Origin of the sequence: Bradyrhizobium sp. 22, assembly GCF_000482425.1 — a bacterium.
Lineage (GTDB): Bacteria > Pseudomonadota > Alphaproteobacteria > Rhizobiales > Xanthobacteraceae > Bradyrhizobium > Bradyrhizobium japonicum_B.
Genome location: NZ_KI519399.1, coordinates 4,434,191 through 4,448,187 on the forward strand (window position 1 = coordinate 4,434,191; position 13,997 = coordinate 4,448,187).

A 13,997-nucleotide genomic window follows, 5' to 3' on the forward strand; every position below is an offset into this window, starting at 1 on the left:
GCCATGCGCCTTTGCCCAGCCTACGGCGGCTCACCCTGAGATGCACATGCGGCCCTGCGTTCGCGCGACATTACTCCGTCATTGCGAGCGCAGCGAAGCAATCCAGACTGCCTCGACGGAGAGTCTCTGGATTGCTTCGTCGCAAGGGCTCCCTCGCAATGACGTGGTGAGAGCTGCGCCCGCACAAGGATGATGAGCCTCAGGAGCGACGACGGCGCCGCAGCGCTAGATCGCGCCGATCTCGGCAAGGCAGGCTTGCGTCAGCGACATGCGCTCGGCGACCAGGCGCGGCTCCTTGCAATCCATGTTGAGCGCAAACACCGTGTGCGCCTCGCCCTTCTCGGCCCAGCCGACCATCCAACCGAGCGACGGCTCGCCGCGCTCCGCACCGAGCAGGCCCGACTTGGCGCGGATGACGCTGTCGCCCACCTTGGTCACCGGCAGGATGTCAGCGACGAGATCCTGGCTCCGCTTCGAGATTGGCAGCGCGCGGCGGCGCAGCCGGTCGACGAAATCGATCTGCTCGACCGGATCGATGCGCAAGGCCCCCGTCAGCCAGAACTGGTCGATGCCGCCGCCGATGTCGCGGTTGCCGTAGTCGAACTCGTCGAGATATTTCTGCATGCGCTCCTGGCCGATCCGGCGCGCGATCTCCTGATAGACCGGCACCGCGCTCACGGCGATCGCACTGCGCAGCGTGTGATCCTTGTTCCAGGCTTCGATCGGACGCTTCACGCCGTCCCACGGGAAGACGTCCTTGTCGGGGTCGGCGACGACGCCGGTCTCGAGCGCGATCAGCGAGTTCGGGATCTTGAAGGTCGAAGCCGGCAGCTTGCCCTCGCCCGAGCGATCCTTGTCGCTGGCGACGACCAGATAATCCTCCACCTTGTAGCCGACGAAGGTGCCCGATGTGCCGAGGTCAGTGAAGCGCTTTGCGAGACTGTCACGGATCTCGTTGCGCGGCGGGGCGACATGAGCGAGCGCGCGCCGCGGCAGGACGGCAGAAGCGGCGAGAAGGCCGAGGGTGGAGCGGCGGGTCAGCAAGCGAGGCATCCTGAATTGAGCAACACGTCGGCACCATGGCGGCGCCACGTGGTGAAACGATGACGGGCTACCGCCCTCGGCCCGACAGGCGCAGCACGAACACCAGCACCTCGGCGACGGCCTTGTAGAGGTCGGGCGGGATCTCCTCGCCGAGCTCGACCTTGGACAGCGCGCCGGCCAGGACTTCGTTCTCCTCGATCGGGATGTCGTGGGCCTTGGCGATCTCGACGATCTTTTCGCCGATCGTGCCCTTGCCCTTGGCGACGACGACCGGCGCGCCGGAGCCCCTCTCGTAATGCAGCGCGATCGCCAGCTTGGACGGGTCGCTCATGTGGCGCGATCCAGGAAGTGGCCGGCGCGGGCCGGCGCCGGTTGCGGTGGCGTGCCGTCGCGAACCAGGATGTCGCCGGGATTGAGCTCGGCCCGCATCAAGGCCTGGTTGAGCTCGCCGATGCCGGCACGGAGCTGCTGCGCGGTTGTCGGCCGCTCCGCCCACATCCGCACGAAGGTCTTGTCGCCGCTCAGCGTGATCAGCGCGTGGACGGGACCCGCCGGCTCGACATCGAGCGTGAAGCGCGCGCGCCAGGCTTGCCTGGCCGCATCGACGGATTCGCCGGCGCCATCGCGCGAGATCTCGAACTGCGCCATCGCGGTGCCTTGCGGCGTCGCGAACGGAATCTCGAAATTCCACTGCGGCACATTCGGATCAACGCGGTGACCACCGGCGTCGGTGCGATCGGGGAGCGATGCGACCTGAAGTAGGGTCTGCCGCGCGATCGCGGCGTCAGTCTCGTCGAGCAGGCGATGCACGGTCGCAGCGAGCGGCGTATCCGGCGCGAGCGATGGCGAGGCGATGGATTGGGCCGAGGGCAGCGCCCCACGGAACGGCGGCGGTGTCGCACGCGCCGCCGCCTCGAAGATCTCGCCGTCGGGCACCGCTTTGTTGGAGCCGGGCACATTGCCGGTCAGGCGCGGCAGGTTTTGCGTGACCTCCTGCAGCAGGCTTGCGGCAAGTCCGGCGGACATGCGCGGCATTGCCATTTGCGGCGCGTCGGCCGCCAGGCCGCCCAGCACCGCCGCTGCGAGATTGGCGTTGCGCAGTTGTTGCGCACTTGCGGGAGCGAGCGACGGCGATACGGCCGGCTGAGCCGGCGCGGCGGCGGCCTGCGGTGTCGCGGTGGAGCCGACCGGGATCGCGGCGCCCTGGCTCTGCGGCGCGGCCGTCCCGATCGTGGCCAAGGTCTGGCGCAACACCAGCAGCGCCGCCTTCAAATCCGGAACGGCCCCGGAGGACGGCGCCGTGCCTGCGGCCAGTGAAGCCTCGAGGAACAGCCCTGACTTCCGGAAGGCGGATTCGATGCCGCCGCCATCGAGCGCCGGGTCGAGCGGCGTCTGCTGTGCCAGCACGTTCAGCACGGCCTGCTTCAGGCCCGCCGGCAAATCGCTGCCGGTGACGACGGCCGCCAGATTGGCGAACAGCGGCGCCTGGCTGCCCTGCTTTGCCGCAGCCTCGGCCGAGGCTGCACTGACGGCGACCTGCTCCAACGGCGTGAGCGCATTGCGCGTCGCGGACGGCGCGAGCGGCGGGCTTTCCACCAGCGAGGCAGCGCGAGGCGTCAGCGTGACCTGATCGGGAGTTGCCTCGCCTGCGCCGCTCATGATCGCAAGGCGGATAGTGCCGTCGCTCTTCGACACCGCGAGTTGCAGATTCTGCCCCGGTGTCAGCGCCACTTCCGACATCACGTCCATCGAGAGGTTGGCGATCGCGATCCGCACCAGATTGTCGGCCATCACGCTGACGACGCGTGCGTTCACGACGCTGCCGGCCTGAAGCGCGAGGTCAGGCGTCGTCGCGTCAGCTACAGGGCTGGCGGCACTGACGCGAGGGATGGAAGTGACCGGCGTCGGCATCTCAGGGAGCCCAAGGGAGCACGGGAAGGAACACCAGCCACCCTAACGCCTGCGGCGTAAACCTCTCGTTAAGGACCTCCGGCCAATGGCGCCTTGACCGCTGCCAATACCGTCACGGCGGCCTCGAAATCCCGCAGCCGCGTGGCCCGGCGGGCGGCCGCCTCCTCGTCCACGCCCCATTGCTCGGCGTTCCAGTCCTCATCGACATGGGCGGCGGCCCAGACCTGGCCGGCATCGCGCGCGCCATGGGCCAGTGCCAAGGCCAGCAGCGCCGAGCCGGTCAGGGTCGTCACCACATGGAGCGCGGCGACCGACCAGGGGTCCCCGGGCAGCGCGGCACGTGCGATCCGGAGCGCCTCATCCGGCTGCTTCACGTGCATGACGCCCTCGGACAGGATGAAATGCGCCCCCAGTGCCTCCGCCGCCCAGAACAGCACGGGGTCCCAATGCGCCGCCTCGCGGGCGACCAGCCCTTCGGGGTGGCCGGCGCGATAGAACAGCAGGTCGGACTCGAAGTATTTGGCGAGATCATCGCTGACCAGCCCGACGCGGTCGACGACGCCCTCCACGACGCTGTTGGCGATCCGCGTCAGCGGCATGCTCACCGGATCGATGCTCTCGCCCTGGGCCGCCCATTCCGCGGCCACGGCATCGGCGAGCGTCCGCGCCGGGATCACCACCTGGCGGCCGGACGGCGTGCGGATCGGTCTGCCATCGAGCGTGATGGCAAAACCGCCCTCGGCGTCAGCGACGCCGGCCTCCCTGTAGAAGCGCTTGCGCAGCGGCGTGCGCGCGGAGGCGCGCGCCGATTCCCGCGGGTCCGGCGGGGGCTGGCTTGCTGCTTCTTCGAACAATTCGCGCATCGGTCTTTCGGTCCCTGTCGTTCGTCAAGTTACCTGTGTCGCAATGGCTTCGCCAGGACGTCCATCAGTGCGGCTAGTTCGCGCAGCTTCGGGCATAGGTACCGCGATCGGCCGGGCCCAGTCCCGCGGCTGCGGCGTCGTCGAGGCATTTTGTGACGCGGTCGCTGAACGAATTGCGCGGCAGCGGCTGGTAGTTGTAGCGCGGCGGCGCGTCGAATTGCGGAACCTTGGGCACCTCGATCTTCGGCGGCGGTGGCGGCGCCGGCAGCGGTGGAGCGAGCCGTGAGGCGCCCGGCAGCACATATTGAGCGTGGGCAGGCTGCCCCGCCCCTAGCGCGGCCAACACCACAAGACAGATCGAGAGCCGTGTCATGGGAGACATGTCGTGCCTCCGCCGCCCCCATTCAACCCGGCTATTCCTCCGGCGCGTTCTCGATCGGATCAAACCGGCTGGCATCGAGCCCGAGCAGGTTCCATGACTGCTGCATGTGCGGCGGCAGCGGCGCGGTGGCGTCGATCACGCCGCCGCGCGGATGCGGAATGACGATGCGGCGCGCGAGCAGATGCAGCCGGTTCTGCAGGCCGCCCGGCAACTGCCAGTTCTCGATGTTGAAATATTTGGGATCGCCGAGGATGGGATGGCCGATATGGGCCATGTGGGCGCGGAGCTGGTGGGTGCGGCCCGTCACCGGCTTCAGCGACACCCAGGTGAGCTTGTTGCCGGCGGTCTCGACCACCGCGTAATAGGTCACCGCATGGCTGGCGCCCTCGTCGCCGTGCTGGGCGATGCGCATGATGGTGTCGTCCTCGCTCTCCTCCTTCGCGAGGAAAGTCGAGATGCGGCCCTGCTTCGGCTTCGGCAGGCCCGGCACCAGCGCCCAATAGACTTTTCGCGCCGACCGCGAGCGGAACGCGCCGGTGAGATGCGAAGCCGCAAAGCGCGTCTTGGCGACCAGGAGACAGCCCGAGGTCTCGCGATCGATGCGGTGCACGAGGCGCGGCTTCTGGCCCTTGGCATCGCGCATCACCTCGAGCATCTGGTCGATGTGCCGCGTCATGCCCGAGCCGCCCTGCACGGCAAGGCCGGCCGGCTTGTTGAGGACGAGGACGTCGTCGTCCTCGTAGATCGTCATCTCCTTCAGCGCCTTGAGCGTCTTCTGCGCAGCTTCCGAGAGCTCGCCGCCGACCTTCGGCGCGTCGAGCTTCAGCGGCGGAATGCGGACGCTCTGCCCCTCCTCAAGGCGGTCCTTGCTGTCAACGCGCTTGCCGTCGACGCGCAATTCGCCTTTGCGGACGACGCGCTGGATGTGGGAGAACGACAGGCCAGGGAAGCGCGCCTCGAGGAACCGGTCGACACGCATGTTGTTCTCGTCCGCCGTCACCTTGACGGTCTGGACCTTGGTCGGCAGCAGCGGCTCGATCGACTTCTCCTGCGCAGGCCGTTCCAGGGCCGCTTTAGGCGGCCGCCGCTCGATCCGTTCGGGCGCACGCCGCTCGGCACGCTCACCAGCGAAGCGCGGCGGCTTACCGCCGGGCTTGCCGCCCGGACGCGGCCCGGCCTTCTTCGCGCCGCGCGCCTGATGCGGACGCGACTCATCGCGCTCGTCACGCGAGCGCGGCTTTGGGTTCATTCTCTTGATACGGCGGCTCATGCGGTCTTTCCAAGCTTTCGTGTCGATGGCGCGTTGGCGCGGCGAGGCAACGACGCAACCTGCGCGCCGACCTCCTTCTCCGCCAGCCGCAGCTCATATTGCTGTTGCAGGTTCATCCAGAATTGCGGGCTGGTGCCGAGTTCGCATAGCTCTTCAACAAGCTGTTCGCCGGGATGAACGGGCGTTCCGCGCGCGATCGCTCGGGATAAAGGCAAGGTCATACCAGTTCGACTTTCAACGTCCGTCCCACAGCGCTCGCGGCGCGCTGCAAGGTATCAAGCGTCACGGAGGGCGTCGTTGGATCAAGAAGTCTGTCAAGCTGACGACGACTCGTCTTCATACGTTCCGCCATCGCCGTTTTCGTAATTCCTTGCGTCTTCATTGCTTCCGTGAGCTGCTCGGCAATGAGCTCCTTGATGGCGCGCTCCTCGCACGCCCCAAGTATACCTTGCTCAGCAAGAAATTCGTCGAACGTCTCTTCGCTTACGTGCGCTTTTCTCTTCGCCATTACGTCACCTCTCGTCTGCGCTTCAGCGCAAGGTCGAGATCCTGCTTCGGCACCTTTTGCGTCTTCTTGATGAAGCCATGAAGCAGAATCATCTGGCCGCCTTCCAGACAGAAGATCACTCGCGCAATTCGGTTTCTGTCGAGATCACTCCGGACCTCCCACAATCGATCTCCCAGCGGAGCACAATGCGGGCGCCCTATGGGCCAACCGAATTCGACTTTCTGAATGTCCTTCCCGACAGTTCGACGGTCTTCCGCAGGCAATTCCAATATCCACTCGCGAACAGGATTTCGACCTGTCGAGCTGACGTAAAATCTCGCGGGAAGCTTCTTCGTACGATCGATCATCCGGCCGCATTCATGTGTCATTTTTGACACGCAAATGCAAGCCTTCCTTTGCGTCGGAGACCCTACTTCCCGCCCCGCTCCTTGCGCAGCTTGGCCCAGTAATCCAGCCGCTTCCGGATCTCGCGCTCGAAGCCGCGCTCCGGCGGGTCGTAGAAGGTCTGGCGGCCCAGGGCTTCCGGAAAATAGTCCTGGCCGGAGAAGGCCTCCGGGGTATCGTGGTCGTATTCGTAGGCTGCGCCGTAGCCTTCCGACTTCATCAGCTTGGTCGGGGAGTTGAGGATGTGCTTTGGCGGCAGCAGCGAGCCGGCCTGTTTGGCAACCTGCATCGCCGTGCCGAAGGCGGTGTAGACCGCGTTCGATTTCGGTGCGGTGGCGAGATAGACCACGGCCTGCGCGATGGCGAGTTCGCCCTCGGGATGGCCGAGAAAGTCGAAGGCGTCCTTGGCCGCGTTGGCGATGACGAGGCCTTGCGGGTCGGCAAGCCCGATGTCCTCCACCGCCATGCGCACGACGCGGCGGGCCAGGAACAGTGGGTCCTCGCCGGCGTCCAGCATCCGCGCGAGGTAATACAGCGCCGCATCGGGATCGGAGCCGCGCACCGACTTATGCAGCGCCGAGATCAGGTTGTAATGGCCGTCGGCCGACTTGTCGTAGATCGGCGCGCGGCGTTGCAGGATCTCCTGCAATTGCGCGGCATTGAAGATCTCGTCCGCCCGCGCCGAGCGCCAGACCTCTTCGGCGAGCGTCAGCGAGGCCCGCCCATCGCCGTCGGCCATGCGCACCAGCACCGCGCGCGCTTCCGCGTCGAGCGGCAGCTTCCTGCCCTCGACCGCCTCGGCGTGCGCGAACAGCTTTTCGATCGCGGCCGCATCGAGCGAGCGGAACACCAGGACTCGCGCGCGCGACAGAAGCGCCGCATTGAGCTCGAAGGACGGGTTCTCGGTGGTGGCGCCCACCATCACCACCGTGCCGTCCTCCATCACCGGCAGAAAGGAATCCTGCTGGGCACGGTTGAATCTGTGGACCTCGTCGACGAACAACAGCGTGCCCTTGCCCATCTCGCGGCGGGCGCGCGCCGCGTCGAAGGCTTTCTTGAGGTCGGCGACGCCGGAGAACACCGCGGAAATCTGCTCGAAATGCAGGTCCGTGGCATCCGCCAGGAGCCGCGCCACCGTGGTCTTGCCGGTGCCAGGCGGTCCCCAGAATATCAGCGAGCCCAGCGTGCGCGTCTCCAGCATGCGCGTCAGCGCCCCGTCGGGGCCGAGGATATGGTCCTGGCCGACGACCTCCGACAGCAGGCGCGGGCGCAAGCGATCCGGCAGCGGATGCGGCGCATCGTGGTCGAGCCCCGCCGCGGCAAAGAGCGTTGGCGTCTCTTGTGGTCGCTTCGGACTCATCCGCCCAGCGTGACGTTGATCTGCTGGCCGCCACGCACCAGCGTGATGCGCCAGATCCGCGCCCGCTCGGCTGCGGCTTTCTCGAGGTCTCCGGTCTTGCTGATCTTCTGGTTGTTGACCGCCAGGATGATGTCGCCCTTCTGGAATCCGACATTCGCAGCCGCGCTGTCGCCGGCGAGCTCGGTGATCACGACGCCTTCGGTGTCGGCGTCCAGACGCAGCTCGTCGGCGACTGCCGGCGTGATGGTCGAAACCTTCGCGCCCTGGAAAGGCGAACGCGCGGTGACGACGAGCTCGTTGCGTCCCGTGTCGGGCGCAGTCTCCAGCGTCACCGTCAGCTTCAGCGGCTTGCCGCCGCGCTGCACGTCGATCTGCGCGGTGCCGCCGAGCAGACGGGTGGCGAAGCGATAATCGAACGCATTGGGATCGTCCACCGTCTGGCCGTCGATCCCGGTGATGAGATCGGAAGATTTCAGGCCGGCCTTTGCCGCAGGGCCACCCGACACCACGCTCGCGACCAGCGCACCGGTCGGCGAACGCAGGCCGAGGCTCTCGGCGATCTCGGGCGTCACCGCCTGCAACTTTGCACCCAACCATGGCCGCTTCACCGCCTTGCCGCCGCTCTTGGCGGAGGCGACGACGACGCGCACCATGTTGGCAGGAATTGCAAAGCCGATACCTTGCGAGCCGCCGGAGCGCGAGTAGATCGCGGTGTTGATGCCGGCGAGCCGGCCATTCATGTCGACCAGCGCACCGCCGGAATTGCCGGGATTGATCGCCGCATCGGTCTGGATGAAGAACTGGTAGTCGGTGATGCCGACCTGCGTGCGCGCAAGCGCCGAGATGATGCCGTGGGTCACGGTCTGGCCGACGCCGAAGGGATTGCCGATCGCCAGCACGACGTCGCCGACCAGCAGCTCATCCGAATTGGTGAATTCGAGCGCCGGAAACTTCTCCTTCGAATCCTTCAGGCGCAGCACCGCAAGATCGGTGCGGGAATCCTTCAGCACGATCTCGGCTTCGAATTCGCGCTTGTCCGACAGCGACACCTTCACCTGGTCGGCGCCTTCGATGACATGGACGTTGGTGACGACGAGGCCGGACGTATCGACGATGACACCGGAGCCGAGCGATCGCTGCACCTGCTCGGGCTGCTGGCCCGGCACGCCGAAGAAGCGGCGGAAGATCGGATCGTCCAGCAGCGGATTGCGGTTCTGCACCACCTTGGCAGCATACACGTTGACGACGGCCGGCTGAACCCGCTGCACGATCGGCGCATAGGACAACCGCAGCTCGGCCTGCGAGGACGGGACGCGGCGGTCCTGCGCTGAGGCCGGATTGAACTGGGCGGAAAAGGTTATGCACAGGGCCGTGACGGCGGCGGTCCAGATCGATCGAAACATTCCTACCTCTTGGAAAAGACGCCGGAATATAGGCGCGTTCGCCCCTCAATAGAAGGGCGCGGGGCGGCAATATTCGGCCTCATTCCGACGGTTCGCGCCCGAGCCAGGCATGCGAAACGGCACCTTGCCGGCAGGGCCGATTGGCATGACACGCATCATCTTGCATGCTCGCTCTCGGCGGATTCGGTTGCGACGAATTTACATCAGCGGGAACCAGCGCAACCGAGGCTTGCCGTCGCGGGGCAGTCATCGACCGCTCTTAGGCTCGCGACTTGGGGAAGTTGGTCCAACCGATGGAGTGATAACGTGAGCAGGACAAGAATTGCGGCCACGGCGATTGGTCTCGCCGGCGCGCTGGCTGCCTCGCAAGCCCAGGCCCAATCGGCAAGCAGCAGCGAGCAGGAGATCGCGCTGCTGAAGCAGCAGTTGAAGCTGCTGGAGCAGAAGCTCGACAAGCTCCAGAGTCAAACCGCCGCGAACATTGCGGCTGCGGCGAAGGCCAGGACCGAAACAAAGGCCGAAGCAAAGGCCGAGGCGCGCTCGGAGGCAAAGGCGGTCGTTGCCAACGCCAATGCGGCGCTTCCCGTCAAGGGGCCGGCCCCGGCATCCGGCGTCGTCGTGACCATGCCGAACAACCGCCCCACGATCTGCACCGCCGACCAGGCCAACTGCATCGGCATCACCAGCCGCCTGCACTGGGATGTCGGCGGCTACGACTATCGGCCCAACACGGCGGCGACCGCGCCGCAGAAGCTCGACAGCGGCCAGAATGTCCGCCGTGCGCGCATCGGCGTCACCGGCAAGTTCTTCAACGACTGGAACTTCGCGCTGGTCTACGATTTCGGCGGCTCCTCCGACGGATTTGGCGGCGCCGCGCCAGGATCGCTGCCGGGCGGCGGCCTCTCCGGCGTCGAGAATGCCTATCTCAGCTACACCGGCCTGAAACCGTTCGGCGGGCGGATGGCGATCGAGGCGGGCATCATGGACCTGCCCTACACCATGGACGAGGCCACCAGCTCCAACGACATCATGTTCATGGAGCGCGCCTCCCCCGGCGTGATCGCGACCAACATCGCCGCGGGCGACTTCCGCTCCGCAGCCGGTGCGCGCTGGTTCAACGACCAGCTCTGGATCGGCGGCTATGTCACGGGACCGTCGACCGGCGCGATCCACTCCGCCTCGAGTGTCTCGCCCCCTGGCACGAGCGAGCAATATGGCGCGGTCGCCCGCGTGGCCGGTAATCCCATCAGCGCAAAGGACTACTCGGTGCATATCGGCGCCAATGCGCAATGGCTGATTCAGCCGCCGCGCAATCTGATCGCCAACACCCAGACGGTCACGCTCAGCGATCGTCCGGAATTGCGCCTCGACCCGACCACGCTGATCTCCACCGGCGCCATCGCCAATGCCTCTGGCGCGCAGGTCTACAGCGTGGAGGCGGCGGCGACCTACGGACCCTTCATCGTCCAGGGCGAGTACTTCTGGTACAATGTCGACCGCACCGCCAACACCAGCGCGCCGCTCGTGGGAGCACCGAGCCTGAAATTCCAGGGCGGCTATGCGCAGGCCGGCTACGTGCTGACGGGCGAAGGCCGAACCTACAACGCCGCAAACGCCGCCTATCACGGCGTCAAGCCGGCGCATCCGTTCTCGCTCGACGGCGGCGGCTGGGGCGCGTGGGAAATCGCGGGACGGTTCTCGACAATCGACCTTAATGATCAGCTCGCAACCGCGACCGGCGTCGCCGGCGGCCGGCAGACCGTCTACACGCTGGCGCTCAACTGGTACGTCAACGGCAATGTCCGCTTCATGCTGGACTATCTGCACGGCACGGTGTCGCGACAGGCTTCGCCTGTTTCGACCGCCGATGTCGGCTCGAAGTTCGACGCGGTCGCGATGCGCACGCAGTTCGCGTTCTAGGCAAAGCTGTCGTCCCGGGGCGCGCGAAGCGCGAACCCGGGACCCACAACGGCGCGTTCGCAGGAAAGACACGGAGAGGTTGGCAACAGCGTCTCTAAATCATGCCGCGCGCTTCGGCTTCCCCACCACGACCGGCGGCGGCGCGCAGGACAGCCGCTCCTGATGGCTCTCGCCCCAGGTCTTCAGGGTGTCGATGACCGGCTTGAGGCTCTCGCCGAGCTCGGAGAGGCAGTACTCCACCCGCGGCGGCACCTCGGCATAGACCCTGCGGATGACGAGCTTGTCCTCCTCCAGCGCGCGCAGCTGCTTTGTCAGCATGCGCTGGGTGATGCCGGGCATCCGGCGGCGCAATTCGCCGAAGCGCTGCGTGCCGCTCTGCAGGTGGTAAAGGATCACGCCCTTCCACTTGCCGTCGATAAGGTCCAGCGTTGCCTCGACCGCGCAGCCGGGGCGACGGGCAAAATTGCGCCGTTTCATGCGTCTTTCCCAATAGTATCCAAACAGGGACTATATCCCCGAATTTACAGTACTTGCCAAATCGGAGCCAGAGCGACAGTTAGGACCGCAGGCGAGCATGCCATCTGATGGAGACAAGCCATGAAGGCCGTCGGCTACAAGAAATCGCTTCCGATCGAGGACGCGGATTCGCTGTTCGATTTCGAGACCGCAAAACCGGAGCCCAAGGGGCGCGACATCCGCGTCGCCGTGAAGGCGATCTCGGCCAATCCGGTCGATTACAAGGTGCGCAAGCGCGCAGCCCCGCCCGAGGGCGAGACCAAGATCCTGGGCTATGACGCAGCCGGCGTCGTCGATGCCGTCGGACCCGAGGTTACGTTGTTCAAGCCGGGCGACGAGGTGTTCTACGCCGGCTCGATCCTGCGCCAAGGCACCAATTCCGAATTCCACCTGGTCGACGAACGCATCGTCGGCAACAAGCCGAAGAGCCTGTCATTCGCGCAAGCAGCCGCCCTTCCCCTCACCTCCATCACCGCCTGGGAATTGCTGTTCGACCGGCTCGGCGCGGTGCCTGGCAAGAGCGTCGATCCGCGCACGCTGCTGATCACGGGCGGCGCCGGCGGCGTCGGCTCGATCCTGATCCAGCTTGCCCGCCGCCTCACCGGCCTCACTGTGCTCGCCACCGCGACGCGGCCGGAATCGCGAACATGGTGCCTCGATCTCGGCGCGCATGCCGTGATCGACCACGGCAAGCCGATGAAGGAGCAGACCGAGCAATTGAAGCTGCCGCCGGTCGCGCTGGTGGCGAGCCTCACCTTCACCGAGCAGCACTACAAGGCGATTGCGGACTTCATGGCGCCGCAGGGCAGGTTCGGCCTGATCGACGATCCGCCGGAATTCACCATGAGCACGTTCAAGGGCAAGGCGATCTCGGTGCACTGGGAATCGATGTTCACGCGCTCCTCGTTCCAGACGGCAGACATGATCGCGCAGCATCATCTGCTGAACGACGTCGCCGACCTCATCGACAAGGGCGTGCTGCGGACCACGCTCGACCAGACCTTCGGCACGATCAACGCCGCCAACCTCAAGCGCGCGCACGCGCTGCTGGAGAGCGGCAAATCCCGCGGCAAGGTCGTGCTGGAGGGGTGGTAGGCAGTAGCGCCAAGCTCAGACGTGCGGCGCGTTCACTCACGGCGAACGCGTCGCTCGCTCCACGAAGCCTTTGGCGAGCGCATGATAGATGCCCTCCTCGCAGACCAGGCGCGAGACGAGATGCGCGATCAGGGCGGCCGCCATCAATGGCACGACCATGCCGTGATTGTCGGTCATCTCGGTGACGATCACGAAAGCGGTGATCGGCGCCTGCACCACGCCCGCGAAATAGGAGACCATGCCGAGCAGCATGATCGCGCCGAGTGGCGCATCGTGGAAGAACGACGCGACGTTGCAGCCGATCCCGGCACCGACCGCGAGCGAGGGCGCGAAAATGCCGCCGGGGATGCCGCTGATCGCGGCGAACGTCGTCGCCAGCAGCTTGAGGATGCCGAAATCCCGCGGCAGCGGCGCGCCCTGCTCCAGCGCCATCTTCACCTGCTGATAGCCGGTGCCGTAAACCGTATCGCCGGAGGCGATGCCACAGAGCGCGACGGCAAGACCGCAGGCGAAAGCGAACCAAAGCGGATGGGCCTTGATCTTGCGGCCAACAGGACCTTTAATTCCGCGCGCCATGGCGATGACGATGCGGCTGAACATTCCGCCTGCGAGGCCTCCGATCACGCCGCAGACCGGCACGGCCAGCCAATCAATGCCGTGCGCCAGCGACATCGCGCTGCTGCCGAAATAGGCGTAATTGCCGGCGAGAGCGAGCGAGGTCAGGCCGGCCGCGATGACCGCAGCGATGATGAGGCCGGATGTGCGGGTCTCGAAGGCCCGGCTCATCTCCTCGATGCCGAACACGATTCCCGCCAGGGGCGTGTTGAACGCGGCAGCGACGCCGGCGGCCGCTCCGGCCAAGATCAGGCCGGGCTGACGGCGCGGCGAGACGCGGCCGAGGGCGAACATGATCGACGCGCCGACCTGGACTGTGGGACCTTCCCGGCCGACCGAGCCGCCACAGAGCAGGCCGAACAGCGTGAGGATCACCTTTCCGACGGCAATCCGGATCGAGACCAGACTTTCGCGCGCGGCCTGATCGGTCAGGTGCCGCGCGGCGATCGCCTGGGGGATGCCGCTGCCCTGGGCGTTCGGGAACAGGCGAATGGTCAGATAGGCCGACAGCAAGAAGCCGAGCGGCGTGATCGCGAGCACGATGTAGCGCGACTTGGCCAGCAGGAACGCGAAGGCCGGCTGAGCGAGATCGGCGGCCTGCGCCAGCGCCACGGCCGCAGCGCCGACCGCAATGCCGCCGAGCAGGAAGATGGCTTGCCGGCGCCAGCGCGCATAGGTCAGGCGGACGCGCCGCTTGTCACGAGTCGAGAAGGTCGGGAGCATGGA

At 66.4% G+C, this 13,997-nt stretch carries 15 protein-coding genes; 2 read left to right on the top strand and 13 right to left on the bottom strand.

Features of this window, described 5'->3' with window-relative positions; translation table 11 throughout:
* Nucleotides 1-225: 225 nt before the first annotated feature.
* The 11 genes from blaOXA to K410_RS0122670 all read right to left on the bottom strand — a co-directional run bounded on the left by blaOXA (nucleotide 226) and on the right by K410_RS0122670 (nucleotide 9,125).
* The gene (gene blaOXA, locus K410_RS0122620) at nucleotides 226-1,044 is read right to left on the bottom strand and encodes a class D beta-lactamase (RefSeq protein ID WP_080672237.1); all 819 of its coding nucleotides are present in this window, start codon (nucleotides 1,042-1,044) and stop codon (nucleotides 226-228) included.
* A 67-nt stretch (nucleotides 1,045-1,111) separates the two neighbouring features.
* Nucleotides 1,112-1,375, bottom strand: coding sequence for an EscU/YscU/HrcU family type III secretion system export apparatus switch protein (locus tag K410_RS0122625; RefSeq protein WP_028136997.1), 264 nt, complete (start codon nucleotides 1,373-1,375; stop codon nucleotides 1,112-1,114).
* The gene (gene fliK, locus K410_RS0122630; RefSeq protein WP_028136998.1) at nucleotides 1,372-2,955 is read right to left on the bottom strand and encodes a flagellar hook-length control protein FliK; all 1,584 of its coding nucleotides are present in this window, start codon (nucleotides 2,953-2,955) and stop codon (nucleotides 1,372-1,374) included. The genes K410_RS0122625 and fliK overlap by 4 nt, the downstream gene beginning before the upstream one ends.
* Nucleotides 2,956-3,023: 68 nt before the next feature.
* The gene (locus tag K410_RS0122635) at nucleotides 3,024-3,818 is read right to left on the bottom strand and encodes an ATP12 family chaperone protein (protein ID WP_028136999.1); all 795 of its coding nucleotides are present in this window, start codon (nucleotides 3,816-3,818) and stop codon (nucleotides 3,024-3,026) included.
* Between the two features lie 73 nt (nucleotides 3,819-3,891).
* Nucleotides 3,892-4,200 carry a hypothetical protein gene (locus tag K410_RS0122640; protein WP_349509803.1) on the bottom strand — a complete coding sequence of 103 codons (309 nt, stop codon included), beginning with the start codon at nucleotides 4,198-4,200 and terminating at the stop codon, nucleotides 3,892-3,894.
* 31 nt (nucleotides 4,201-4,231) lie between these two features.
* Nucleotides 4,232-5,470 carry an RluA family pseudouridine synthase gene (locus K410_RS0122645; protein WP_028137001.1) on the bottom strand — a complete coding sequence of 413 codons (1,239 nt, stop codon included), beginning with the start codon at nucleotides 5,468-5,470 and terminating at the stop codon, nucleotides 4,232-4,234.
* On the bottom strand, nucleotides 5,467-5,691 hold the full coding sequence (locus K410_RS38585) for a hypothetical protein (protein ID WP_080672193.1): 225 nt from the start codon (nucleotides 5,689-5,691) through the stop codon (nucleotides 5,467-5,469). Before K410_RS38585 ends, K410_RS0122645 begins: the two co-directional genes overlap by 4 nt.
* Nucleotides 5,688-5,978 (bottom strand): helix-turn-helix domain-containing protein, encoded by a 291-nt coding sequence (locus K410_RS0122655; protein ID WP_028137002.1) that lies wholly within the window; start codon nucleotides 5,976-5,978, stop codon nucleotides 5,688-5,690. The genes K410_RS38585 and K410_RS0122655 overlap by 4 nt, the downstream gene beginning before the upstream one ends.
* Entirely contained in the window at nucleotides 5,978-6,346 is a 369-nt protein-coding gene (locus tag K410_RS37125; protein ID WP_349509808.1) for a type II toxin-antitoxin system RelE/ParE family toxin, read from the bottom strand. Before K410_RS37125 ends, K410_RS0122655 begins: the two co-directional genes overlap by 1 nt.
* Before the next feature lie 41 nt (nucleotides 6,347-6,387).
* Complete coding sequence (locus tag K410_RS0122665; RefSeq protein ID WP_028137003.1) at nucleotides 6,388-7,722, bottom strand: replication-associated recombination protein A; 1,335 nt, start codon at nucleotides 7,720-7,722, stop codon at nucleotides 6,388-6,390.
* Nucleotides 7,719-9,125, bottom strand: coding sequence for a DegQ family serine endoprotease (locus K410_RS0122670; RefSeq protein WP_028137004.1), 1,407 nt, complete (start codon nucleotides 9,123-9,125; stop codon nucleotides 7,719-7,721). Before K410_RS0122670 ends, K410_RS0122665 begins: the two co-directional genes overlap by 4 nt.
* Nucleotides 9,126-9,431: 306 nt before the next feature.
* On the opposite strand from K410_RS0122670, the gene K410_RS0122680 reads away from it, so the two are divergent.
* On the top strand, nucleotides 9,432-11,045 hold the full coding sequence (locus tag K410_RS0122680; protein ID WP_028137005.1) for an OprO/OprP family phosphate-selective porin: 1,614 nt from the start codon (nucleotides 9,432-9,434) through the stop codon (nucleotides 11,043-11,045).
* A gap of 99 nt (nucleotides 11,046-11,144) precedes the next feature.
* Here K410_RS0122680 and K410_RS0122685 read toward each other — a convergent pair whose 3' ends face one another.
* Nucleotides 11,145-11,522: a winged helix-turn-helix transcriptional regulator gene (locus K410_RS0122685; RefSeq protein WP_028137006.1), complete on the bottom strand. Its 378-nt coding sequence runs from the start codon at nucleotides 11,520-11,522 to the stop codon at nucleotides 11,145-11,147.
* 120 nt (nucleotides 11,523-11,642) lie between these two features.
* On the opposite strand from K410_RS0122685, the gene K410_RS0122690 reads away from it, so the two are divergent.
* Complete coding sequence (locus K410_RS0122690; RefSeq protein WP_028137007.1) at nucleotides 11,643-12,656, top strand: zinc-binding alcohol dehydrogenase family protein; 1,014 nt, start codon at nucleotides 11,643-11,645, stop codon at nucleotides 12,654-12,656.
* 36 nt (nucleotides 12,657-12,692) lie between these two features.
* On the opposite strand, the gene K410_RS0122695 is transcribed toward K410_RS0122690, so the two are convergent.
* Nucleotides 12,693-13,994, bottom strand: coding sequence for a chloride channel protein (locus K410_RS0122695; RefSeq protein WP_028137008.1), 1,302 nt, complete (start codon nucleotides 13,992-13,994; stop codon nucleotides 12,693-12,695).
* Nucleotides 13,995-13,997 lie beyond the last annotated feature (3 nt).